Origin of the sequence: Paenibacillus sp. FSL R7-0204 (assembly GCF_038002225.1) — a bacterium.
In the GTDB taxonomy this organism is placed as follows: Bacteria; Bacillota; Bacilli; order Paenibacillales; family Paenibacillaceae; genus Paenibacillus_AQ.
This window is the reverse complement of record NZ_JBBOCA010000001.1, coordinates 6,012,843-6,037,966: the sequence shown is the minus strand read 5'-3', so window position 1 is coordinate 6,037,966 and position 25,124 is coordinate 6,012,843. Positions and strand designations below refer to the sequence as shown.

The following is a 25,124-nucleotide window of genomic DNA, read 5'->3' as shown; positions in this document are numbered from 1 at the left end:
GAGGAATGGGATTTGCTGAAGAGCATGATAGATGGCTGGAGTATCATAAGAAATGCAGGGCAGGGGAACGTCTGGACCGCCTGGAGCGGGGGCACCGGCACGGCGAGCAGATGTTTGTGGAGCGGGTGTGGTGGCCGATTTTCGGGAATATGGATGATCTTCATCCGGAGTACGAGGTAGCAGACTGGCGGGGCAGGCCGTATTTTGTGGATTTTGTGTGGAAGCCGGGACCGGTTAAGTTCGCTATTGAGATCAAGGGATATGGGCCGCATGTTCAGAACACGGACCGCACCCGCTACCGCCAGGAGCTGAACCGGGAAACGTATCTGCAGATTGCCGGATACCGCGTCATCGCCATCCCTTACGATGATCTGGAGTCCGCACCGGAGCAGACCATCTCCCTGCTGAAAGCTTTGCTAACCCCATGTTTGTTAAAAACCCGTTCTGAGGGGAGAAGCCAATTTACGAGGATTGAGCACGACATACTGCACATGGCGAGCCGGATGAATGGCATGATTCGGCCGGTGGATGTGGTGAAGGGGCTTGGTATTGATCCGCGAACGGTGAAGAAAAACTTGAATAGTTTGTGTGACAAAGGCAAGCTTACGCCTGTCTTGTTACAAGGAAGTAATAGAATCTGCCGGTATGAGCTTGTTCCATCTATTATGGATAATGAGATATGGTAGATAGTAACGTCTGATCCCGCCAAAAGTGGGCGCGGGGAGGAAATGAGAGGGATAAATCCCTCTGATCCCCCGCAAGCGGTCACAAAAGGGCGCACGCCCAACCCCTCAAGCCCCGCCTCCCGTCAGCCTTCCGGTCAAGCCCCGCCCACCGGCAGCTTGATCGTGAACGCCGAGCCCTGGCCCGGCTCGCTGCGCACCTCGATGGTGCCTTTGCTCAGGCTGATGATGCGCGCGGCCAGCGGCAGGCCGAGGCCGTTGCCTCCGGCGGAGCGGGCGGGGTCGCCCTGGTAGAACTTCTCGAAGATGTGCTTACGCACCTTCGGGGTCATGCCGGTGCCGGTGTCCGCGATGACCACCGAGATCCAGGTCCCGTCCGAGTGGAGCGCGACCGAGATCGTTCCGCCCACCGGCGTGAACTTGATCGCATTGCCGAGCACATTGAGCCACACCTGCATCATCAGCTCCTCGTTGCCATAATACCGCTGCTCATCCAGCTCAATATCCAGGTTCAGCTGCTTGGCGGACCAGAGGGATTCCAGCAGCAGCAGTGCCTGCCGGAGCTGCTCATCCAGCGGATATTCGGCCAGCTCTGAGAGCATCTCCTGGTTCTCCAGCTTGGATATCTTGAGGATGTTACCGGACAGATTGGACAGCTGCCGTGAGCTCTCGATAATCATTCCGGTGTATTCGTCATGCTCCGCCTTGCTCAGATTCTCCTCCTGCAGCAGCATGGCGTACCCTTCTATCGCCGCAATAGGCGTCTTGAATTCGTGAGACACATTCACGACGAAGTCATTGCGCAGGGTCTCGATGCTGCGCAGCTCCTGAACCATAAGATTGAAGTGATGCGCGACTTCACTGATCTCATCCACACGGTGCGACTCATTCAGATAGATGTCGAAGTTGCCCCTGGCAATCTCTTTGGCCGCGCGGCTGAAGTCTGTGATCGGGGCCAGAATTTTTTTGCCGACCATAATACTGATCGTAGTCCCGATGACCACGCTGAACAGCATCATCATGAGCACGGGCGGGAACATATTGCGGTGCCCAATTGTATTATTCCCTACCCGGAAATACAGGTACGCCAGCACAGACAGAATACACACAAAGAACAGAATGATTATGAACACCATCGAGACGAAATACCACCATAGCCCTCGGTTTCTCCCCCGGATCATCCCCGTTTCACCGCCTTATAGCCAAGCCCTCTGACCGTGACGATTTCAAAATCCGGGTTGTCCCGGAAACGCTCCCGCAGCCGGTTAATGTGGACCACCACCGTATGCTCATCCGACTCGGAATCCATCCCCCAGATTTCATCCATAAGCTGTTGCTTGGTGAAAATTTTGTTCGGATAAGAGACCATTTTATAGAGGAGATAGAATTCCTTCTGCGGCAGCACGATGCTCTCAGGCCCCTGAATCACGGTTAGTGCATCATAGTCCAGCACCGTTTCTGCCCATTCGATTTTGCGTTCACTGATGATTTTGGCCCGGCGCAGCAGCGCCCCGACACGCAGGATCATCTCATTCACATTGACCGGCTTGACCATATAATCATCGATGCCAACGAGGAAGCCCTGCTGTTTATCGGCAAAAGTCTCCCGCGCCGTCACCATCAGGACCGGAAGCTGGCTGTTGTTGTCCCGGATCATCCGTGTCAGCTCAAAGCCGTCCATTACCGGCATCATAATATCGCAGATCATCAGATCGATATATTCCTTATCCAGCATCTCCAGCGCATCCCCGCCATTCATAGCCGGAACCGCGCGGTAGCCGTGTCTGGTCAGTACAGTGCAGAAGAGCTGGCGCAGCTTGGCATCGTCCTCGACTACAAGAATAGTAAACATAGATTCTCCTCCTGGAACGGTTCCATGTAATAGAACGTATAGCTTGTATAGATGTTTTGCGGATTCTTCCAGTATACCTCATGAAGATCAACTTAATCTCAACCGGGAGTTTAGGTTTAGTTTATATTGGACGATTATACTGGGGAACAGCAGGACAGGAAATACGAAGCACATACAGAGAATAAGAGTACAGGAATGGAAAGGGAGACTGCACAATGCTGCAATTAAAAAACATCACCAAGAGCTATAAGACCGGCGAATTCACTCAAGTTGCACTGGATAAAGTAAATCTCAATTTCAGAGAAAGTGAGTTCGTTGCGATTCTGGGACAGAGCGGATCAGGCAAGACCACGCTGCTCAACATCGTTGGCGGACTGGATCAGTATGACAGCGGAGAGCTGATCATTAACGGTCAATCGACGGAGCGCTTCAAGGACAGCGAGTGGGATGCGTACCGCAATAACAGTGTCGGCTTTATTTTTCAGAGCTATAATCTGATCTCGCACTTAAGCATCACGGACAACGTGGAGATGGGGATGACGCTCAGCGGGGTATCCTCTGCCGAGAAGCACCGTAAGGCGCTGGAGGTGCTGGAGAAGGTGGGCCTTAAGGATCATGTGCACAAAAAGCCGAACCAGCTCTCCGGCGGACAGATGCAGCGTGTAGCCATCGCCCGGGCGCTCGCGAACAATCCCGATATTATCCTGGCCGATGAGCCTACCGGGGCCTTGGATTCGGAGACGAGTGAGCAGATCATGGAGCTGATCAAGACCATTGCCGAGGATAAGCTGGTCATTATGGTTACCCATAACCCGGAGCTGGCGGAGAATTATGCAGACCGGGTTATCCGCTTCTCAGACGGTCATGCGATCTCGGACAGCAATCCGCTGGCTACGCAGAAGATCTCAAGTGCGTACAAGCTGAAGCAGACAAGCATGAGCTTTTTCACAGCGCTGAAATTATCCGGCAAAAACATTGCCACCAAGAAATGGCGCACGGGATTGACCGCTTTTGCCTCCAGTATCGGGATTATCGGTATCGCGCTGATCCTGTCCCTGTCCAATGGCTTCGACAAACAGATCAGCTCCTATGAGACCGGGGCCTTATCCAACTTCCCGATCTCCATCAACCAGACGGCGGTCAATCTGCAGAATGCGGGCCCTCCCGGCAAGGAGAACACAGAGCTTACCTCATACCCGGCAGAGAAAAAGCTTTTCCCGTATGACCCGACTGTGAACTCAGCCATGCATGTGAATGTGCTGACCAAGGAGTATATGAAGTATCTGGAGGGGATCGATCCCAAGCTGCTGGACGGCGTCTCCTATACCCGCAGTGTGAATATGAATTGGCTGGTGAAGGACGGGGACAAGGCGGCAGCGCTGGATAAAAGCAAGATTACTGTAGCCCCTTATCCCAGCAAACAGGGCGGTGACTCGGGAAGTTACCTGGAGCAGTACTATGATCTGCTGGAGGGAAAGTTCCCTACAGAGAAGACGGATCTGGTGCTCATCGTCGATCAATACAACCGTCTGACCAATGCGGCAGTGGATGCGCTCGGACTGGATTATGAAGCCAAAAGCATCAATCTGAGTGATCTGGTCGGAACACAACTGAAATTGATCAATAACAATGACTATTATAAAAAGAATGGCGAACAGTTTGTGGTCAATGCAACCGGAGGGGATCTGAAGGATCTCTATAACAGTCCCAAGGCGGTTACCCTTAACATTGTAGGTGTGCTGCGGGCACAGGAAGGGTCGAGGATCTCAACGCTGTCGCCTGGTCTGATCTACTCTGATGAGTTGGCGGCTTCCTTCATTGCTGATGCGCAGAAATCCGAGATTGTCCTGGCCCAAGAGAAGGCAGATATCAATGTGTTAACGGGACAGGGGCTGTCGGATGGTCTCGCAGGCTCGGGTTCAACCGGCCCGATGGGCGGGTCACCAATCATGAATGCGGGTCAGAACGCCGCTGCCGGCATGGCCGCGCTCACGAAGGAGAATGCCCTTGCAGCGCTGGGAGCGACGGATATCCCGACAGCAGTCTCGCTGTATCCGATTGATTTCAGTGCGAAGGAATCCGTAAATGCTTATCTGGACAAATGGAATGAAGGCAAAGCGGCGGAGGATCAGGTGCAGTACACTGACCTTGCGGCGATTGTGACGAATATTTCCGGCGGAATTATGGACGGGATTACGATGGTGCTGATTGCTTTTGCGGCGATTTCTCTGGTGGTCTCCCTGATCATGATTGCGATCATTACGTATATTTCCGTGATGGAACGTACGAAGGAGATCGGCGTATTGCGTGCACTGGGTGCCCGTAAGAAGGATATCACGCGGGTGTTCAATGCCGAGACCTTCATTATCGGGGCATGCTCGGGGATTCTGGGCATCGGCATCACTTATCTGCTGACCATCCCGGTCAATGCAGTCCTCTACAACCTGACGGAGCTGAAAAATGTCGCCCAGCTGAATCCGCTCCACGCGCTCATTCTTGGTGTCATTAGCGTTCTGCTGACTATGCTTGGTGGAGCTATCCCGGCCAAGATGGCAGCGAAGAAGGACCCGGTGACTGCCCTGCGCAGTGAATAAACAGCCGCAGTCCGGATTAGCCGGACTGAAAAAACGAAATGATGAAATGACGAAGAACCAAGGGAATCCGTTCCTTTGGTTCTTTCTGCATTTAATTTCCGCATGATAAATTGCCATAGATCACAGACAAACAGGGAGATTGTGGGATAAAATAGAAGGAAATAGAATTAATATGTTCAGGAGGGATCAAATGAAGACCAGAGGCAAGTTGCAGGTCATTGCGGGTTTTTTTATGCTGGCGTTAATCATTACCTTGCACGATGTGCTGGAGAATCAGAATCTGAGAATCGTATTATCGATCACTGTAGCGGTAGCCGCTGCTTATTTTATTTCCAAAATCAGGATTCCGAAGCAGGTATCCGGCAGAACGATGACGGTAGCGTTAGTATCACTGCTGGTATTCACGTGCGTGTATCATGCTCTGCTGTCCCTAGCGCTGGGGCAGAGTATATTCGCCAATGATTTTTGGATGTTCTTATGCGTCATTTACCTGTTAATCTGGATGCGCGCCCGGCTAAGCCCCTCAAGATAACGGCCGCTGCTTGCTTTGGAAATAGCCGGAGCCGCAGTCTGGGATTACTCCGCAGAAGGCAGCTGGGCGCGTAGCGTTTTCTTTTTGTTAATCTCCTTGGACAGCTCTAACTGCTGCTGGGAGATTTTTTTGAGTTCAGCCTGCAGCTTGGTGATGCGGCTCATTTTACTGCTGAGGGAGCTTGGGGATGAGCTTAGCTTGCAGTCTTTTTCCAGCTGGTTGATCTTAAGCTTGGTCTTGCGGGTCTTCTTCTGCAGCTCTGTCATACCGGCTTCCATCTCTGTGATTTCCTGGTTCAGGCGGTTAAGCATTGATTTCGTGAAGCTGATAGCCATTTTGGGCACCTCTTACTTTTCTTAATATAATAAGCAGTCAGGATATCATTGTACTATAAGCGCTACGTATATGCGAGATGCGGAAGAAGACCCATGGAGTACGCTCCACGGGTCTTCTTCTGTATGAAGCCTCTGAAATAGCAAAGCATCAGGCGCTCTCCTTAGACCTTCCCGGCGACAACAGTATGCTGCTTCAGGGCCGGTTCCTTGGCCTGACCAACCTTCTTAATGAAGAAGGAGAGTAAGAGCCCGATAATTCCGATGCCCACAATAACCAGATAGGAATCGTTGATGCCCTGGATGGAAGCCTCCATCAGCATATGCTGATGCGTCTCGCCGGCAGTTCCGCCGCTGGCTGCGAGTTCCTGGAAGTGAGTGGCGGTACGGCTGGTCATCACGGTGACCAGCAGAGAAGTACCAACTGCGCCGGCGACTTGCCTTACGGTATTGGAGATCGCTGTACCATGTGAATTCAGCCTGGAGGGCAGCTGATTCAGCCCGAGGGTCTGAATAGGCATCAGCAGCAAGGCCATTCCGATCCGGCGGCCGGTGGACATCAGCATCAAATAACCGTAGCTTGTCGAGTCTGTAAGATTCACGAAGCTGAGTGTAGTCAGAATAGTGATCGTCAGGCCGATAATGGCGAGCCATTTCGCTCCGAAGCGGTCGAACAGCTTACCGGTGACCGGCATCAGCGCGCCCATAATCACTGCGCCGGGCAGCAGCAGCAGGCCGGATTCCATAGCGGTGAAGCCGCGGGCATTCTGCAGATAGAGCGGCAGCAGCATCATATCCGCGTACATCACAATCGTAACTGCCACACTGATAACGGTGGTCAAGGAGAACATATTATACTGGAAGGCCCGCAGATCAAGCAGCGGACTCTCTGAAGTGAGCTGCTTCCATATGAATAATCCAAGCGATATAGCGCCTGCGGCCAGCGACAATAACACCTCTGCACTGGACCAGCCAGCGCTGGCTGCCCGGCTGAAGCCGTAGAGCAGGGTGCCGAATCCGATAGTGGACAGGATCACGCTGGTAATGTCGATTTTGGGAAAAGAACGTTCGGCCACATTTCTCAGATAAATAAAACCGCATACGATGACTATAACCGTGAGCGGAAGCATGCCGTAGAACATCATCTCCCATGAATAACGTTCCATAATATATCCGGCCAGCGTAGGGCCGATAGCCGGGGCGAAGATAATGGCGAGCCCGACCATCCCCATGGCGGCTCCTCTTTTTTCACGCGGGAAGAGGGTCAAAATAACCTGGGTGAGCAGCGGCATAATAATGCCGGCACCGGCAGCCTGAATCATCCGTCCGGTAAGCAGCACCGGGAAGCTTCCAGCGAGCGCCGATACAAGGGTACCCGCAAAGAAAATAAACATCGAGGCCTGGAACAGCTCCCGGGTAGTGAAGCGCTGCATCAGATAGGCCGTAATTGGAATCAGCACACCGTTAACCAGCATATAGCCGGTAGTCAGCCACTGGGCCGTGGCCGCCGTAATATTGAAGTCATGCATCAACTCGGGTGTAGCAACGCTCATGATGGTTTGATTCAGTGTAGCCAGAAAGGCACCCAGAATCATTACGAAAAGAATAGGTCCCTTGGGAATGGACGGGACTTCTTTGATTGCTGTCTTGTTACTCACTATTCGCCATCCTTTCAAGCCGCCAAATCATGGACTAAATTTACAATGTGTCGTATAGTTTACAATGTATAAAGTAGATTATAAATGAAAATTTCATGTAATCAAGCAACGATTTTCGGGAAAATGTAAATTAGTTTACACTTAGAGGATATGTGTAGTGTATGTAGTTGAAAAACGACACTTTAGAGTGAAATTGTAGCCTGCTCTTGGGCAGCAGCAGATTGGAGAGAACACAAATGACTACTCCCGCCGAGCGGACAGATCCGCGTGTCCTTCGTACACGCCAGTTCCTTAAAGAGGCTCTGATTGAGCTGATGGAAGAGATGAGCATAGAGAAAATAACCGTCAACCGCCTTGCGCAGCGGGCCCAAATTAACCGTGTGACCTTCTATCTGCATTACCGGGATATCCCGGATATGCTGGAGAAAATGGCGGATGATATGGCTGAGGAGGTTCTGGAAGTGGTGAGAGAGGATACGGACTTTATGGAAGCCGCACAGCAAGAGAAGTGGCCGATGCTGGAGCACCTGCTTGTGCATATTGCAGAGAACGCCAAATTCTACAAAATCGTACTTACGTCGCGGAAGAGCACGATATTTACCGACCGGCTGTTTAAACTGATGGCAGACATTATTTCTGCACGGGTGGAGAGCAGGGTTACCGCGCATGACGCTTCGGAAGTAACGATACAGAAGGATATCGCTGTATGGTACGGCTCGGCGGCGCTCATCGGTACCATCATCGCCTGGCTGCGGGAGGATATGCCGTATACGCCGCAATATCTGGCCAAGCAGATTACTTCGCTACGGGCGAAGTGATTGCCGGAGGCAGATCAGGATGGCTCCACAGGTCCAAGAGCAGCCAATTGCTCCCGCATATAAATAGTAGAGACTACTATGTATTCTGAAGCTATTTTTGATGAGGTGGGGTGGTGCGAGATGAAGAGACAGGCAAGACCGGCACGGAAGCGGGTGCTTCGCGCCAAGCGGCAGGCTGTACCCGGAGTGAAGCGCAGAATCAAGGTGCAGACAGTTGAATTTGCGGTGTTTGGTGACAGTCATGTGGGATATGGTAACAGCTTGAGCATCTTTAAGAGTCTTTTGCCTAAGGCAGTGAGCAGCGGGAACAAACGGTTTATCATCTTCGGGGGAGATAACACCCAGGCGGGGGCGGATCACGGGAATAACGCCAGGACGTACTATAAGGAATTCAAGGACACCGTTACCAGTACGCTGGGAAGCATCCCTTACAAGGCATCTATTGGAAATTGGGAGGCCAGCACACGGTCGTTGTTCACTCAATACTTGGGGGCGGTGTCCGGACAGATGAATTTCCCGGGAACGCAGGGCAAGGTGAGATATGTATGGCTGGATTGCGCACTGGGCCAATTCACGCCGGCCAGCCTCAATCTGCTGCGTAATCTGGATGACAGGTATTTCTATATTATTGATTTCCATTGGCCGCTCCGGGTACAGGGCATTACGGTGGATTCCAGCCATGTGCTCAGTGCGGCCGAGACCTCCAAGTTCTTCACAGCCATCCCGGCAAAGGCCAGAGAGAAGGTGCTGGCGATCTTCACACATCATGGTCATAAATTCTACCGGAAGCTGAATAACATCTATCCGGGCTACACCAAGACGAAATTCTTCGTCACCGGCTGCTCCGGGGACTACAAATGCAAGCCCGGCGGGAACATGGGATACTATAACGCTACATTAACCAGCAGCGGGTCAGGCTACAAAGTCGAGGCTTTTATTGCACATTGAGGGGCTAAGTGAATGAGGCATAGCGGCGGGAGAGTGTCGTGAAGACATTCTCTTTATTTTGGGGCAGACGTCCTGACGGAGAACTTGACAGCCCTTTCACAGGTTGGGTATGGTTAATTGGGATTCTGGTTCACGATATCGAGAAGGTGAGTCAGGCGTATGCAGACTTTTTCGGACTGGACAAGCCTCAGATCAGCATCACGGACACGGCAGACATTGCCCGGACGGAGTATAGCGGCGGAGGGACTGGGGCGCGGGCGAAGCTGGCATATATATTATGGGGCCCCCGCAAAGTACCTGAGTAATCATCTAGGCAAAACATCACTTTGTGAGGTTATTTTGACATGGGCTCCTTGCAGTTAGAACTGATTGAACCGGATCATGAACCAAGCACCTGGCGGGATTACCTGAATGAGCACGGGGAAAGGGTTCACCATATTGCGTTCGTGGCCGAAGGCATGAAGGACAAGATCATGCTGCTCGAAGGCAAGGGATTCCCGCTCCAGCAAAAGGGCGAGTATACCGGCGGACGGTATGCTTACTTGGATACGTTCAAGGAATTGAAAGTAGTGCTGGAATTGCTGGAGAATGACAACGATAACAGTAATAATAAGGATTAGTAATATAAATAGAATTCAGACGGGAGGAATTATACAATGAATATTCTGATTACGGGGGCGGGACGCGGACTGGGCCTTGAGCTGGCGGCGGCTGCACTGGAACGTGGACATGCTGTTATTGCCGGGGTACGGGATCTGACGCGCGGGCAGGCAGCCTTAGCTGATCTGGCGGCAGTACACGGGGATAAGCTGACTCTAGTGACGCTTGATGTGACGGACGAGGCCGGAATAGCAGCACTTGCCGCCAGCCTGACAGAGCAGGCCCGGACACTCGGCGTCATCATCAATAATGCCGCAGTGCTGAATGCCACGGACACCCCGCTTGAAGAGCTTGATATGGAAGAGATGCAGCGTGCCATGGATATCAATCTGTACGGGCCAATGCGGGTGGTCAAGCACCTCCTGCCGCTGCTGACCGGCCCGGATGCTTCGATCATCAATATCTCATCAGAGGCAGGTAGTATCACCAATGCTTACCCGGGCAGCTATCCGTATACGATCTCCAAGACCGCGCTCAATATGTTCACGCAGAAGCTCCATGTCACGCTGAAGGACCGCGGCATCCATGTGCTCAGCGTCCATCCCGGCTGGATGCCTACCGATATGGGCGGTGCTAAGGCACCGCTTCACCCGCGCACCAGTGCCGAAGGCATTCTGGACCTGATCGGGCAGAGAGCCGAGCCGTCCGGCCACTTTAGATTCGTAGATTACACGGGTAGGGATATGGAGATCTAGCTAGTACTGCACTCGTTGCCGACTTTAACTCTTAAATTCAAGTTGCTGATTGTATTTACTGCAATAGAAAACGCATAGCTGACCGTAAAATGGGATTCTATTGTATTTTCTACACTGGAATGTTGTGTTTTGGGTGAAAAATGACCTTTTTTCAACATTCAAATGTACGGAATACAATAGACTCTGTTTCGAAACTTTTTTCCCAGCATTCCATTGTACAAAATGCAGTTGCTGTCTTTCCAGCGCTCAATCCTACAGCATCTCAATGACTGCTGCAGGATTGAGCGCTGGCTCGTTATGGCCCGATAAAGGTCATAATCACAAGTTTAAATCTGATGCTGTACTAGTACCTTATCAGTTTTAAATAGTGGGGCAGACGCAATTCCCCTTCAAATTATATCTTTTCCAAGCGGGGGTTGTTGTTCTTCAGGGGCGCTTGGCCCGGCTTAACGGACTGAGGTGCTCTTATTCGGGAAGAAATTCGCCATTGGGGCGAGTAACGGACTCCAAAGGCCTTATCCTTAGCACTTCGGCTCCGAAACGTCTCGTAGAGAGGCAATAAGGTGGCCTGAGTCCGTTAAGCTGCAAAAAGTGGCATTTTCGCGGGGATAAGGTCTCTCCGGTTCGTTAGATTTTGGGATGGAGTTTCGCAAGCTTATCCACCCTACTAAATCTGATGCTGTACTACCATGTCCAGCACTTCACCAGTTAAGAGGCGAGCGGAGTGGTAATTTTCTCGTCCGGAGAGCGGCGGGGCCAGAGCAGCAGTCCCAGTGAGCAGATTACCAGAATTACGCAGAGCAGGTAGGAATGGCGGTATCCTAACCACTGGGCTGCAGCTCCTCCCGCCAGGCTTCCGGCCAGTCTGCCGATGGTTGTAGCATTGGTGTACAGCGTGGAGGCATAGCCGGGAAGGTCCGGCAGCAGATCCTGAATGTAGCTGATGCCAACCGCAGAGATTACAGCGACAAAAAAAGCCAGCAGCACCTGTCCGGCGATGAGCTGCCATAGCTCACCTACTCCGATCACCAGCGCATAATAGATTCCTCCCATTGCCATTCCCCAGCCCAGCAGCACCTTGCTTGTGTATTTGGCTGACAGCAGCCCCAGCACCAGCATGAACGGAATCTCCATTAACGCACAGATACTGGCCACCGAAGCTACATTTTGTGTAGTGCCTCCCAGCGTATTGACAATGAACAAGGAGATATTCAGATTATTGGCCCAGTGTCCGGTATAGAGCAGGGTCAGGATGAGAAAAGGAACCAGTACCCTGGCATTCCTTTGCACCCCGGCGGGCTGCCGGACACGCTGTTGAAGCTGCTTAGCGGCTGAAGGCCGTACGAAGCTGAACACCAGAAGAGCATTGAGCAGGAAGATCAGAGTGGTCGACGAGAAGATCCCCTGAAATCCGAAGCGGCTCAGGAGGGCGGCTCCTACCAGCGGACCGCTGATGAAACCAAGGGAGAACATCGAGCGCAGGGCCGAGTTAGCCAAGGCATGATCAGGAGAGCTGCTGGCGCTCACAGCTTCTCTGGCACTGGCGAATAATTGTGGCATCGCCGGGGCGCCGGCTGCGGTGAATATTGTCATATAGGCCAGCAGCGGGTAGAAGTCATGAATGAATATGTATCCGGCAAAAGCAACCGCGTTGAACATCATACAGATCACCATCAGCCTGCGGCGGTTCAGCCCGACGTCGGAGCGTTTGGCAATGAACATGCTTAAGGCTACTCCGCTAAGCAGCGTCACCGCTGTAAATATTCCGAAGGTTCCGGCGGTTACGCCGAGTTCTTCTGTGAAGTAGACCGCCAGGAACGGAGCGCTGATAGAGATAGCCATTCCCTGGAACAGCATGCAGAGCAGGAATATAGGATAGCTTGGAATGAGGAGCAGAGCATAGGTTCTTTTGAGCATAGAGTGTGTGAACTTCCTTTCAGCATTGTTTAGTCTTAACTTCGATTTATCTATAGTATAACGTCAATAGTATGTGATGTATCTGATTAACGTCTTTACAGTACGGAATCCCTAATAATGAACTGATTTTTGGGCCAATTGTTCAGGTATTATTGTCAGGAAGGATCTTTTAAGATGGAGGAGGATAGGACAGCCGGGCTGTGCGGAGGAAAGCGGACGCTGGTTTGGCTGGAGATGAAACCGTTATCATGAAGAATGAAGGAGAGATTACATATGGACGCTGCTGCATATCCTTTTAGACAAACGGAATTGCCATTAGATGAACGTGTTCAGGATCTGCTCTCCCGGCTGACGCTTGCGGAGAAGGTCAGTCTGATGCCGCAATATCAGGCTGCCATTGAACGGCTGGGTGTAGGCGGGTATAAGCATGGGACGGAGGGTGCGCACGGAATTTCCTGGCTGGGCAAGGCCACCTCGTACCCGCAGCCCAGCGGGCTCGCCTGTACCTGGAACCCGGCGCTGCTGCAGAGAATCGGTTCGGCAATCGGGGATGAGGCCAGAGCCTTTTACCGCAAGAATCCCACTATTAACGGCTTGACTCTGTGGGCACCGACAGTGGATATGGAACGGGACCCGCGCTGGGGAAGGACAGAGGAGGCCTACGGGGAAGACCCTGAGCTGACAGGCCGGCTGAGTACAGCGCTTGTCCAGGGAATTCAAGGCGATCACCCGGTGTATCTGAAAGCGGTAGCGACCCTGAAGCATTTCCTCGGGAACAATAATGAGATTGACCGGGGCGTGGCTTCGTCCAGCATTGACCCGCGCAATATGCGCGAATATTACCTGGAAGCCTTCAAGCCTGCCTTCAAGGAAGGCGGTGCACAATCCATGATGACCGCCTACAACTCTGTGAACGGTGTGCCGGTTATCCTCCATCCGGCGGTGATGGAGATTGTGAAGGGCGAATGGGAGATGGACGGCTTCATTGTGAGCGATGCCGGAGACCTGTTCGGCATTGTGAAGGACCATAAGTATTATGAGTCCTTCGCCCAGTCTATGGCGGAATCCATTAAGAATGGCATTGACAGTGTGACCGAAGATACGGAGGAGACCATTAAGGTTATTCACGATGCGATCCGCGAAGGGCTGCTGACCGAGGCAGATCTGGACCGCGCACTGGCGAACACCTTCCGCGTCCGCTTCCGGCTCGGTGAGTTCGACCCGGAGGAAGGCAATCCGTATACGAAGATAGACGACTCCGCCATTCTCAGCAAAGCGCATGGAGAGCTGTCGCTCGAAGCTGCGAAGGAATCCATCGTGCTGCTGAAGAATGACAACGCAGCCCTTCCGCTGAATGCTGCCACGTTGTCCAGGGTGGCTGTAATCGGCCCGTTGGGAGACGAAGCGTTCAGAGACTGGTATTCCGGTACGCTGCCGTATGCGGTGACCCCTTTGCAGGGAATCATCAAGAAGCTGGCAGGCAAGCAGGTCACCTTCGAGAGCGGGGATGACCGGATCATTCTGACCTCCGCTGCCAGCGGACAAGCCGTGGGGTTTACGGGGGAGGACGGACGGCTCGCAGTGCTGCATGATCTGCCGGAGCACGGGGAGATGTTCCGCCATACGGCATGGGGCTGGACCGCTCATACCCTTGAATCTGCCAGCCGGGGGCAATATGTTACTCTGACAGATGCCGGTACACTGACTGCTTCTGCGGATGAAATCTATGGCTGGTATGTGAAGGAATCGCTGAACCTGATTCAGGAAGGCGAAGACGCTGTCAGCTTGCGTACCTGGAATGATCAGCCGGTTGCAATCAGTGCCGAAGACGGAACCCTCCGCGCTTCGGAAGGGGAGCCCTCTTCCGAAGCACGGATCTTCCATAAGCAACTGGTAGTGAACGGCGTAGAAGCAGCCGTTGAAGCGGCCCGGGCCGCTGAGGTTGCCGTTGTATTCGTCGGTAACCATCCGCTCTTGAACGGTAAGGAGGAGATTGACCGGCCGGATATCGTACTGCCCGCAGAGCAGGAGAATCTGGTCAAGGCTGTCTATGCCGCCAACCCGAACACCGTCGTAGTGATCGTCGGCAGCTATCCGATTTCCTCCACCTGGATCGACGAGCATATTCCGGCCGTGCTGTACACCTCGCACAGCGGACAGGAGCTGGGCCATGCGGTAGCCGATGTCCTGTTCGGCGATTACAGCCCGTCAGGCAAGCTGAATATGACCTGGTACCGCAGCATCAGCCAGCTGCCTGAATTCATGGACTACGATATTATCCGGGGCAAGAGAACCTACATGTACTTCGACGGTGAGCCGCTCTATCCGTTCGGTCACGGTCTGAGCTATGCGCAGGTGAATTATAACAAGCTATCACTGGCAGCGGAGGAAGTACAACAGGATGGTATTATCAGTCTGAACGTAGAGCTTGAGAACAGCGGGAGTGTAGACGGTGACGAGGTAGTCCAACTCTATGTCCAGTGCTTGTCTACCCGGATCAGGCGTCCGCTTAAGCAATTGAAGAGGTTTGACAAAATCCGGCTGGCTGCCGGACACAAGCAGACGGTCACATTCACCTTACCCGCCGCTGAACTCTCCTTCTGGGACGTCAGCCGCGAACAGTACTGTGTGGAGGATGGGGAATACCGGGTAATGGTAGGCCGTTCCTCAGGAGATATCCGGCTGTCAGCCACCATCAGGGTGCATGGCGAGACCGTTCCGCCGCGTGAGCTGTATGCGCAGGTTAAGGCTGAAAATTACGATGATTACGATAGCGTCTTCCTCGATGAATGTAAGGCTGGCGGCGCTGCGGTGCATCCGGTGAAGGATGGGGCGTGGATCGCGTTCCATAATGTCCGGTTTGCAGAGGGCGCAGCAGGTGTCGAGATCCTGGTATCCTCCGCCTTGGGAGGCGTGGTTGAAGTCCGGACCGGCAGCCCGTCCGGCCCGCTGGCGGCTACACTTGCTGTTCCGTCCGGCGGCATTCAGCAGTGGCGCTGCCAGTCTGCTATAGCGGATATAGACACCGGAACCACAGATGTGTATTTTGTCTTGCAGGGGGAGGTTCTGCTCAGCCGTGTTCAGTTTACGGTGTAGGTATCTTGCCTTGCGTTGCGGGACCTTTGTATAGATGTAAAAATAGCTTCTGGATGGCCCTTTGGGCGGTCCGGAAGCTTTTTTGTTGAACTGGCTGTGAATCAGTCCCTGAAAATACCATTACTTGTATACGGAATAATCAGGGAGTGACCTTCTATGCCAAGCAAGATTGCAGTGCATAAACTGGCAGAGCCGCAGAACGTGACCCACAGAAGACCAGTGCAAGTCCCGATCGCAGACAAGGCGGCATTGAATCCGCCGCTGCGAACCCCGCTTGAGCTCAACCAGCTGGCCCATCGCCTTCGAACAGCCCCGGAGACTGTAAGCTCCAGAGAGTTCAATCTGCTCAGCGGTGTAATTGGCCTGCGGAGCGCGCTTATGCTGCTGGACCAAGGCAAGCGAACCAAGCCTGAGCAGGCTGATCAGACCCGCGCGAAAGCTGTAAAAAACAACATACATGCAGTAAACTCCAAAAAGACTGCTGAAATCAAGTCCCCGCCAATCATAGAAAACCCGGAAGTGCCCCGTGGCATCCATGTCTCCAGGAAAACCTCACAGCCTGAATCCATGAGGGGAGGGAAGTCGGAGGTCAAGCCTGCCGCAGTCAAAGTACAGGCAGAGAAGTCTGTAAAAGCGGAGGCGGCTATACATGCCCGGTCAGAAGGTGGACTGGGGCCTCCGGTGAAAGTGAGCTCCAGTGCGAAGCCGGAACGCAAACCGGAAGCTAAGACGGAAGGGAAGACCTCTTCGAGAATAGATGCAGCAGGTCGTAGGCCGGCAGACAAGCCAGCTGCGCCGGGGCAAAAGTCTGCAGACAATTCAGCTGCGCCAGGGCAGAAGTCTCCAGCAGCAGGTTCACGGACCTCTGCTTCGCCTCTGCAAGCCAGAAAGGCAACAGCCAAAGCCCCGGTGGTTCATATTAAAGGCAGCAACCCGGGCGGCATAATCGGGCAGCTAAGCAGCGTTGTGCCGGCTGAAATCACTCAGGCGTACAACCAGGCGGTAGGGGTCTCCGGTGAAGCGCTGGGGCAGCAAAGACAGCAGGCTGAGAAGGCACTTCCAGCTATTCCGACTCCAACCGGCATCGCGCCAGGCCAAGCTGCTGAAGCTTCAAAGCGTACAACGGCAGCTCCGCTGCCCGCCGCCACGCTGCCTGCTCTTCAGAGCGGGAAGCAAGGCGGGGATACGTCAGCTGGAATGAACAGCTTTCCTCAAGCCAACGAGGAGACAGATCCGGAGCAAATGATGGAGGAAGCAAGCAGGTATGCGGCGAATCCGCCGGAGATGGGCCTCACTGGTGAAGCCGATCCTTCCCAGGTAGAGAGCTTTCAGGCAGAGGCCAAGCAGCATGTGCAGACTGTACAGGCGTCCGAGCTGGAGCAGACCCGGCAGGATTTTGGAGAAAACCGGATTCAGCCTAAGCCGGATAAGAGCATTATCCGTTCGGCGCATACGATCCGTGCGGTGGCGCCGCCAGCTTTTCAACTGAAACTCACGGGTTCAATTCCACCCGATGTAGCTGGCTACCTCAACCCGCAGCTGGCGGCTCAACTTCAGGTCTATATGGAGAATAGTCAAGCGAAGTACCACAAAGGAAAGGCGCCGTTTGATGCGGGAGTCACAGCTGCAGAGGGCGATACCAAGGCAGAGATAGAACGGCTGAAGACTGAAGCTTCGGGGAAGCAGCAGACTGAGCAGGCAGCGGCTAAAGCGGAGGTCTCAGGATACCGGACACAGTGGCAAGAAGAGATCAAGGCTACCAGCGGGGAATTCGACCGCGAAGCGGGTTCAGCTGCGGCAGAGAAGAACCGGGAAATCAAGGGCATCAAGGATGAAAAGGAAGGCGAGGTCAAGCGCAAGCTGTCCGATGCCGAAGCTGAATCCCGGCAGGAGTACAAGAATACGAAGACCCAGGCAGAGGAGAAGCAAAAGGAAGGAGAAGCTGAAGGAGAACAAAGGAAAAAGGCCAAAAATCCCTGGGAGTGGCTCAAGCAAAAAGGCAAACAGCTTGGCGAGGCCATCCAGAAAGGAATGAACTTCCTCTTCACCCAGCTGCGGAAGGCAGTCAAAGCTATTTTCGATAAAGCCAAGCAAGCGGTTGTTGGGCTGATTGAAGCTGGACGAAAGCTGATTGTCCGTGCGATCAAAGGCTTCGGGAACGTGCTGAAGGGAATTGCCAATACCCTATTTGCCCGCTTCCCGGGCATTGCCAAGAAGATTAACGGCTGGATCGACCGTGCGGTGAACAAGGCGGTTCAAGCTGTGAATACGGCTGCTGCTCTCCTGAAGAAGGGGGTCAGTGCCGCGCTGGATTTCATGGGGAAGACGGTGGATAAGCTGTTCGCCGGTGTCCAGTCGCTGTTTAACGGCATATTTTCGGGAATTGGGAAGTTCTTGAGCGGTGAATTTAAAATAAATTTCGGCAAGGCTCTGGAGGTTGCGCAGATTGCTGCGGAGGTTGCGGCTGCTTTTGCTACGGGCGGGGGAAGTGTACTGGTACAGATTGCTACTTGGCTGACCTCTACCCTCCCTAAGCTGCTGCGCCAGGCGAACACGGTCATGACTGTGGTGGGCACCCTGCGGAATTTCAAGGTGCAGAATCTGAAGCAGTTTCTGAACCCGGCAGGCTTGGGCGGCTTTCTGGTCAAGGGGCTGTTCGGTGAGCTGAAGCCACTACAGACGGGCCAGGGAGATGATAAAGAGAAGGACAAGGATGGGGGCAAGGCTCCGAAAAGCGGAAGCCAGGAAAAAGGACTGATGAAGGTGCTGCAGCTTCTTCAGGGCGTGTTCGAAATTCTTCAAAAGACAGTCGGCAAGGTAGCAGGCGCGATTAACAAGGCTCTGCCGGTGATCAACATCTCGGGCAAGTCGTGGTTCAACCCGTTCAGCATGGTGTATGCCGGTATGGTTCAGGGTCTGGAGGTTTTGAAGAACCCTGCCGAGGCGCTGAGTGAGGGGGCAGGCAAGCTGAAGGAAGCGGCTGGAGGCTTATTCAAGGGAATTCGTGAGAAGGTAACCGAAGCCGCCGGCGGCATTAAAGCAAAGGTGCAGCTGCTCGGAAAACCGGCCCAGCTTATGTCCGTCTTGGCTAACAAAGGCGTCGATATGGTACTGAATTTTATCATCACCAATCCGCCGTCAGCACTGATTAAGGCCGTATTCAAAGGGATTGAAGCCGTGGCGGGCCAATCACTGGTTGACCTGATCCGCCAGCATATTCCGTTCGCAGACAAGCTGATTAACAAAATTGCAGCGTCCAGCCCGGTCCAAGGCCTGCTTCAGCCGCTTCAGGGACCTGTGGATAAGGTAGGCGGATTGATCGACGAAGCCACAGAAGGAGCAACGGGACTGGTGGATGTAGCCCAGTCGCAGACCAATCAGGTCTTCGGCAACGGCACGAAGCTGCTGGCTAATCTGTCCGGGTTAAACGGAGCAGCAGGCAAAAAAGAAGAGCCCAAGGCCAGTGGAAAAGCGGGCGCTGCCAAAAAAGAAACCACCGGCGACTTCCTCGGCACTGTCAAGGGAGGCGTGCATACCCGCCTGTTAGCCTTCGGCAAGAAGCTTTTGAAATCGGGTGTGAATCTCGCGGTTGCGGGTGCCGGGAAGCTCAAGAACGCCATTGCCGGCTTGCTGATCAACTTCAAAATCGGTAAGGAAAGCCACCAGCTCTGGGTCGAGAAACGCGGCAGCGGGCATGTGGTGATGATGGCTAGTGAGAATAAACGAACCGTACCCAAAATTATAGAGGGATTTAAGACACGGATAGGGAATTTAGATAAGGTTAAAGTTGGAAATAAAGATTCTAAAATTCATGAGCGAATCAAGCAATTAAAAGAACATAATACCAAGATAGAAGCAACACCACGAGACAAGTTAGCAATTTCAGATCTTGAAACTGTCGCGCCTGTGATCAGTGAGGTTGAACAGTATCTGGAGAAAAAAGAGGGTGGAGTTGAGGGGACGGGTGAAATTGACCATCCAATTAGAACATATCGGAATGCCGATCTAAATAAACTCGAGGCTAAATATACAGCTGACCCAAAATTAATAGTGGAGATGCCATATAAAGGTAAGGGAAAGAAAGATACAAATTCAGAAGGATGGTTACGAGATAAAGAATATTACTGGAAAGTGATAATTGAAAGGTATCCTGATTGTATGAGTAAATCCAATAAACAAAAAATTGAATTAGGGTTTTCACCAATTAATGATAAGCAGTTCAGAGAACACTTTCCACAGTTTAATATTAAGGAACTGAATAATGATACTCTTATTCACCATCATATTGGAGGCGGTGGCCAAGCTGTTGCAGTCCCATTAAAGTTACATCCAGGGTCTGGTGGTATTCACAATATCGAAAAAGAGGCAGGAATTTGGGGGAATGATAGCCAATTTGCAGAATTGCTAGAAAAATTCTTAAATAAGTAGAGGGTGATAATTTGCATATAAAAGAAGCTATGGATCAATATTTTTCATTAAGGAAAAAAGTTGCTGAGGAAGGATTGGACTTTTTATTTAAAACACCATTCGATGAAGAGAGTGAATCTCTTATTTATATTGGAAAGGTGGACGAGGATGAGTATATCTCATGGCAGCCAGTCGAAAAGAACTCTTACGATTTCAAGTCGCTAGAAGAGGATTTAGGTATTAGCATTCATCCGTCTGTCAAAGAATATTTTAATTCATATTATTTTGCCGATTTAGATGGATTTATTAAAGAACATTATATAAAACTAGAATCAGTACTACAAAAAGCAGATATTGATTCTTATACGAACAGACTTAAAGGATACAAGAATAATCACGACAACAAACTTGAGAATATTCCTTTAGGGATAGAAGGCAACGGACTTAACGTAGTGATTGACAATGAAGATGGTTCAGTGAAACTCGAAGACTTCGAAAGAAATTCTTTTGAAGTGATTTCAGAGAGTATTGAGCTGTTAATTACTAGTTTACGACTAAAAAGATAATATCATTGCGGACCTCTTTGGGAAAAGGGTTCATTATGGTGAGATGATAACATAATGAACCCTTTTTTTGTTCGGCACACTTTTTTGAATTTTCCTAACATTTCAATCCATCAATACGAACTCAAAGTCGAAGCCCCGCCAGACGACCCCTGCGCCTTGCGGAACGCGGAGGGGGACATGCCGCTCTGCTTATTGAAGATGCGGTTGAACTGGGAGAAGCTGTTGAAGCCGCATTGTCCGGCGATGTCGGAGATCTTGTGCCGGGTATGGAGCAGGAGCTGCTGGGCTTTGCGGACACGGGTCATCTGGATATATTCGGTCAAGGTGAAGCCGGTGACGGTTCTGAACTGGTGCGATAAATAATAAGGGCTGATATAGAATTCCTTAGAGATTGAATCCAGGGACAGCTCGCTGCCGTAATGGCTGTGAATGTGGGCGGTGATTGAATAGATTTTTTGCATCATGGCATTGCCGATCTCCTCCAACACGTAAGCATTCTTGTCACTCTGCTGGGAGAGATTGCACAGGAACTGCTGGAACAGACTGTGAATCAGCACAGGATTCAGCGGTGAAGCGCTGCGGGAACAGTTGAAAATAGCATTAAGCGGCTCAAACACGGCACTGCGCGGTCCGCCGGTGAACCGGTAGATCGGAACCTCCTCGGAGAACGGCTGCAGCATTGCATTGTAAGCGGTCTCAAATCCGGGTATATTCCCGGGCAGATTGAAGTTGATAATCAGCCGTTTATGCGGCGGGCCTGCGGGATACTGGGTCATATGCAGCCGGTACGGGGCAAGCAGAACAATATCATATTGCTGCAGGGCATGTACATTACCTTCAATAATATGAGTAGCGCTGGAATCCAGCAGAATATGAATCTCATAAAAGTCATGATCGTGCTGAAACTCCATATTGATGTCGTGAGAGCGCTGATCGTAGTCAAAATAGTAAAAGAGCGGATCAGCCGGAGTATTGATACGTATACTATATCCTTGTTCGTATAACAGGTCGCTGTCAAGCATAGCCTCTCTCCTCACCGTTGCCGTTTTACTAAAGAAGTCTAAGCCGTTTCCACCTGTATATTATAGGCCCAAAAAAGCAAAATATGCAATGAATAGGGCAGAAAACAGCAAGAGTAGGGTAGTTTTTGGAGTGGAAGATTTGCTATAGTGACCATATGAAAGCGGATACAGGGAGTGATAGGGATGTTATTCACAGAAGAAAAACTGATCAAACGCCAGGCTGAAGTGGAAAAGTATAGATATCTTAAGGTCCAGGAGCTTACAGAGTTCGCGTTCGCTGAGGATGAGGAAGGGGCTAACGGTGTATACCCGAAGTCAGTGTCCTTTGATGGCATCATCAGGCTTCAGGAGCATTGGCGCGGGCGGGACCGTTACATCTGGCTGCGCACGGAGATTGTACTGCCGCCTGGTCAGGCAGGCTTCAAAATTGCCGGCCGGTTTGATTTTGGCAAAACAGGGGACTTCAATAACTCCGGCTTCGAATCGCTGCTGTTCGTGAACGGCTCACCTTATCAGGGCGTAGATAACAACCATAGAGAGGTAATCTTCGGTGATGAATGGGGCGGACAGACGGTAGAGCTGGCCTTCCGGCTGTGGTCGGGACTTGAGGGCGGCGGAGTGCCCAGAATTCAGGAGCACCGGCTCAATGAAGCATTCATCGGCTATTTGGACGAGGGCATTGATGATCTGTTCTACATGTCGAAGGCGGCGCTCGATACCTTCCGTTATCTGGGCAGAGATCAGCCGGAGAAGCAGTGGCTGTTAAGAGCACTGAATGAGGCCTTTCGTCTGATTGACTGGTCGGAGCCGGGTTCGCCAGAGCATACGGCTTCGCTGTATCAGGCAGGTGCCAGTCTGAATCAGGCGATAGAGGCGATGCCGCAGACTTTTGATGTAACGCTTACAGCAGTGGGCCATACCCATATTGATGTTGCCTGGCTGTGGCGCTTGAAGCATACCCGTGAAAAGACAGCCCGTTCCTTCTCTACCGTACTGCGGCTGATGGAGGAGTTCCCGGAGTACCAGTTCCTGCAGACACAGCCTCAGTTGTACGCTTATCTGGAGCAGGATTATCCGGAGCTGTTCGGGCGGATCTCGGAGAAGGTGAAGGAAGGCCGCTGGGAAGCAGAAGGGGCGATGTGGCTGGAGTCGGATTGTAATATCCCGTCGGGTGAGTCGCTGGTCCGCCAGATTATGCTGGGCAAACGCTATCTCCGTGAACAATTCGGCGTAGAGAGCAAGTACCTGTGGCTGCCGGATGTCTTCGGATACAGTTGGGCGTTGCCGCAGATTCTGCGCAAATCGGGTATCGACACGTTCATGACGACCAAAATCAGCTGGAACCAGTTCAACCGGATGCCGCATGACACCTTCTGGTGGCGGGGGATGGACGGCTCAGAGGTGCTGACGCATTTCATCACGACCTCCGAGAAGGATGGAGCTGAATACACCTATAACGGACGGATGACGGCGGGGCTGCTGCGCGGGATCTGGAATTCCTATCAGGATAAGGAGATCAACGATCACCTGATGTTTGCGTATGGCTGGGGTGACGGTGGCGGCGGGCCGACGCGGGAGATGCTGGAGCTTCGCCGGCGCTTCGACAAGCTTCCCGGCATTCCGAAGATTGAGATGGGCAGTGCCGGAGAGTATTTCACCGGACTGCATGAACGGATCGGGAAGGCGGAGGCGTTCGTACACACCTGGAACGGTGAGCTGTATTTCGAATGCCACCGGGGCACGTACACCTCACAAGCCCGCAACAAGAAATATAACCGCCGCCTGGAGCTGCTGCTGCGGGATGCCGAGTGGCTGCATACGCTGATGGGTGTTAGACAGGGGAATCTTGAAACCGCTTATCCTGCGGCTGAACTGACAGGGATCTGGGAGATCCTGCTGCGCAACCAGTTCCATGATATCATCCCCGGTTCGTCGATCGCTGAGGTCTACGAGGACAGTGATGCTGAATATGCGGAAGGCGAAGCGCGCTCACTAGCTCTGATTAACGGTGTAGCTGATGCTAATAGCGGCAGTAAGCCGGACCTGCAAGCATTCACTCTGATGAACAGCTCGAACTGGAACCGTCCGCGTTATGCGTTGCTTCCTATAGATGCCGCAGATTCCGTAGAGGTTCATAACGCTGACGGGAACCGGCTGTGGCAGCAGCGGACGGCAGACGGGGAGGTGTTGGTCTATGTTCCATCTGTGCCTGCATTGGGTACGGCGGTGCTGAAGGTAGTACGCAGTCAAGCAGCCGAGGCCTCCCGGGAGGCGCAGATTCCGCCGCTTGCAGCCATATCCGGCAACACGCTGAGCACACCGCTTGTGGAAGTGGTGTGGAATGAGCAGGGGCATTTCACTTCGATGATCGACCGGAAGAGCGGCCGTGAGCTGCTGGCGCCAGGGCAGCGCGGGAATGTCCTGCAGGTGTTCGAGGATAAGCCGCTGGATTTTGAAGCGTGGGATATCGATATTTTCTACCAGGAAAAGATGAACGAAATCACTCAGCTCACCGGATGTGAGCTGACCGAGAACGGCCCGCTGCGGGCGGTGCTGCGCATGACCTGGACCTATCACCGCACAGCGGTAACTCAGGACATCATCTTCTACCGGGATACCGCGCGGATTGACTTCCGCACAGAGATGGACTGGCACGGGCATAACCAGCTGCTGAAGGTGGCCTTCCCGGTGGATATTCATGCGCTGGAGGCTACCTATGACATTCAGTTCGGCAATGTGAAGCGCCCTACGCACTGGAATACGAGCTGGGATTACGCCCGCTTCGAGAGCGTAGGCCATCAGTGGGCGGATGTCAGCGAGAAGGGCTATGGCATAGCGCTGCTCAATGACTGTAAGTACGGTTATGACATCAAGGACAGCGTGCTCCGGCTGACGCTGCTGAAGTCGGCGGTTCATCCCGATCCGCAGCAGGATCAGGGGCATCATGCTTTTACGTATGCGCTCTATCCGCATACGGGTGATTTTGTAGAGGGCAGGGTGGCCCAGGAGGCGTGGGAGCTGAATAATCCGCTACGCAGTGTGGCTGGTGAGCTTGAAGGAGACCCGCTGCTCTATATCGATGGCGCACATGTGACGGTGGATGCGGTCAAACGCTCGGAAGACGGCAAGGATGTGGTGCTGCGGCTGCATGAGTACGCGGGTTCCCGGACGCAGATTACTGTAGACAGCGCTTATTCTATAGCCTCCTGGCAGGAATGCAACCTGATGGAGGAGCCGCTGGAAGACTGGAAGGAAGAAGAGCAGCTGAGCTTCCAGGTGAAGCCGTATGAGATCAGAACGTTCAGAATCAAGCTGCGCGGGGCGCAGAGCTGAGAGGAGAGAGG

The 25,124-nt window shown here is 52.6% G+C and carries 16 protein-coding genes and 1 pseudogene; 11 read left to right on the top strand and 6 right to left on the bottom strand.

Annotated features, from left to right (window positions below; all coding sequences use genetic code 11):
* The first annotated feature begins 5 nt into the window (after positions 1 to 5).
* The gene (locus tag MKX42_RS26280) at positions 6 to 686 is read left to right on the top strand and encodes an RAP domain-containing protein (protein WP_340755794.1); all 681 of its coding nucleotides are present in this window, start codon (positions 6 to 8) and stop codon (positions 684 to 686) included.
* A gap of 134 nt (positions 687 to 820) precedes the next feature.
* Here MKX42_RS26280 and MKX42_RS26275 read toward each other — a convergent pair whose 3' ends face one another.
* Entirely contained in the window at positions 821 to 1,864 is a 1,044-nt protein-coding gene (locus MKX42_RS26275; RefSeq protein ID WP_340755793.1) for a HAMP domain-containing sensor histidine kinase, read from the bottom strand.
* Positions 1,861 to 2,535 (bottom strand): response regulator transcription factor, encoded by a 675-nt coding sequence (locus tag MKX42_RS26270; protein WP_340755792.1) that lies wholly within the window; start codon positions 2,533 to 2,535, stop codon positions 1,861 to 1,863. The genes MKX42_RS26275 and MKX42_RS26270 overlap by 4 nt, the downstream gene beginning before the upstream one ends.
* Positions 2,536 to 2,750: 215 nt before the next feature.
* On the opposite strand from MKX42_RS26270, the gene MKX42_RS26265 reads away from it, so the two are divergent.
* Both MKX42_RS26265 and MKX42_RS26260 read left to right on the top strand, forming a co-directional pair.
* Entirely contained in the window at positions 2,751 to 5,129 is a 2,379-nt protein-coding gene (locus tag MKX42_RS26265) for an ABC transporter ATP-binding protein/permease (protein WP_340755791.1), read from the top strand.
* Between the two features lie 190 nt (positions 5,130 to 5,319).
* Positions 5,320 to 5,661, top strand: a complete 342-nt coding sequence (locus tag MKX42_RS26260; protein WP_340755790.1) for a hypothetical protein — start codon at positions 5,320 to 5,322, stop codon at positions 5,659 to 5,661.
* Between the two features lie 44 nt (positions 5,662 to 5,705).
* Here the strand turns inward: MKX42_RS26260 and MKX42_RS26255 are convergent, their stop codons facing one another.
* Complete coding sequence (locus MKX42_RS26255; protein WP_340755789.1) at positions 5,706 to 5,996, bottom strand: hypothetical protein; 291 nt, start codon at positions 5,994 to 5,996, stop codon at positions 5,706 to 5,708.
* 161 nt (positions 5,997 to 6,157) lie between these two features.
* Positions 6,158 to 7,588, bottom strand: coding sequence for a DHA2 family efflux MFS transporter permease subunit (locus tag MKX42_RS26250; RefSeq protein ID WP_445669392.1), 1,431 nt, complete (start codon positions 7,586 to 7,588; stop codon positions 6,158 to 6,160).
* A 299-nt stretch (positions 7,589 to 7,887) separates the two neighbouring features.
* Between MKX42_RS26250 and MKX42_RS26245 the strand changes: the two genes are divergently transcribed.
* The 4 genes and pseudogenes from MKX42_RS26245 (at position 7,888) to MKX42_RS26230 (ending at position 10,772) form a co-directional block, all read left to right on the top strand.
* Positions 7,888 to 8,469, top strand: a complete 582-nt coding sequence (locus MKX42_RS26245; protein ID WP_340755786.1) for a TetR/AcrR family transcriptional regulator — start codon at positions 7,888 to 7,890, stop codon at positions 8,467 to 8,469.
* A 120-nt stretch (positions 8,470 to 8,589) separates the two neighbouring features.
* Positions 8,590 to 9,417 carry a metallophosphoesterase family protein gene (locus MKX42_RS26240; protein WP_340755784.1) on the top strand — a complete coding sequence of 276 codons (828 nt, stop codon included), beginning with the start codon at positions 8,590 to 8,592 and terminating at the stop codon, positions 9,415 to 9,417.
* A gap of 116 nt (positions 9,418 to 9,533) precedes the next feature.
* Positions 9,534 to 10,037, top strand: a pseudogene (locus tag MKX42_RS26235) (VOC family protein).
* Between the two features lie 36 nt (positions 10,038 to 10,073).
* Positions 10,074 to 10,772, top strand: a complete 699-nt coding sequence (locus MKX42_RS26230) for an SDR family oxidoreductase (RefSeq protein ID WP_340755783.1) — start codon at positions 10,074 to 10,076, stop codon at positions 10,770 to 10,772.
* A gap of 708 nt (positions 10,773 to 11,480) precedes the next feature.
* Here the strand turns inward: MKX42_RS26230 and MKX42_RS26225 are convergent.
* Positions 11,481 to 12,689, bottom strand: coding sequence for a sugar efflux transporter (locus tag MKX42_RS26225; protein WP_340755782.1), 1,209 nt, complete (start codon positions 12,687 to 12,689; stop codon positions 11,481 to 11,483).
* Positions 12,690 to 12,962: 273 nt separating this feature from the next.
* On the opposite strand from MKX42_RS26225, the gene MKX42_RS26220 reads away from it, so the two are divergent.
* The 3 genes from MKX42_RS26220 to MKX42_RS26210 all read left to right on the top strand — a co-directional run bounded on the left by MKX42_RS26220 (position 12,963) and on the right by MKX42_RS26210 (position 20,758).
* Complete coding sequence (locus MKX42_RS26220; protein ID WP_340755781.1) at positions 12,963 to 15,785, top strand: glycoside hydrolase family 3 protein; 2,823 nt, start codon at positions 12,963 to 12,965, stop codon at positions 15,783 to 15,785.
* A gap of 156 nt (positions 15,786 to 15,941) precedes the next feature.
* Positions 15,942 to 20,213 carry a hypothetical protein gene (locus tag MKX42_RS26215; protein ID WP_340755779.1) on the top strand — a complete coding sequence of 1,424 codons (4,272 nt, stop codon included), beginning with the start codon at positions 15,942 to 15,944 and terminating at the stop codon, positions 20,211 to 20,213.
* A 29-nt stretch (positions 20,214 to 20,242) separates the two neighbouring features.
* Positions 20,243 to 20,758, top strand: a complete 516-nt coding sequence (locus MKX42_RS26210; protein WP_340757829.1) for a SecY-interacting protein Syd — start codon at positions 20,243 to 20,245, stop codon at positions 20,756 to 20,758.
* 110 nt (positions 20,759 to 20,868) lie between these two features.
* Here MKX42_RS26210 and MKX42_RS26205 read toward each other — a convergent pair whose 3' ends face one another.
* Positions 20,869 to 21,780, bottom strand: a complete 912-nt coding sequence (locus tag MKX42_RS26205; protein WP_340755777.1) for a helix-turn-helix transcriptional regulator — start codon at positions 21,778 to 21,780, stop codon at positions 20,869 to 20,871.
* A 183-nt stretch (positions 21,781 to 21,963) separates the two neighbouring features.
* On the opposite strand from MKX42_RS26205, the gene MKX42_RS26200 reads away from it, so the two are divergent.
* Positions 21,964 to 25,113, top strand: a complete 3,150-nt coding sequence (locus tag MKX42_RS26200) for an alpha-mannosidase (RefSeq protein WP_340755775.1) — start codon at positions 21,964 to 21,966, stop codon at positions 25,111 to 25,113.
* Positions 25,114 to 25,124 lie beyond the last annotated feature (11 nt).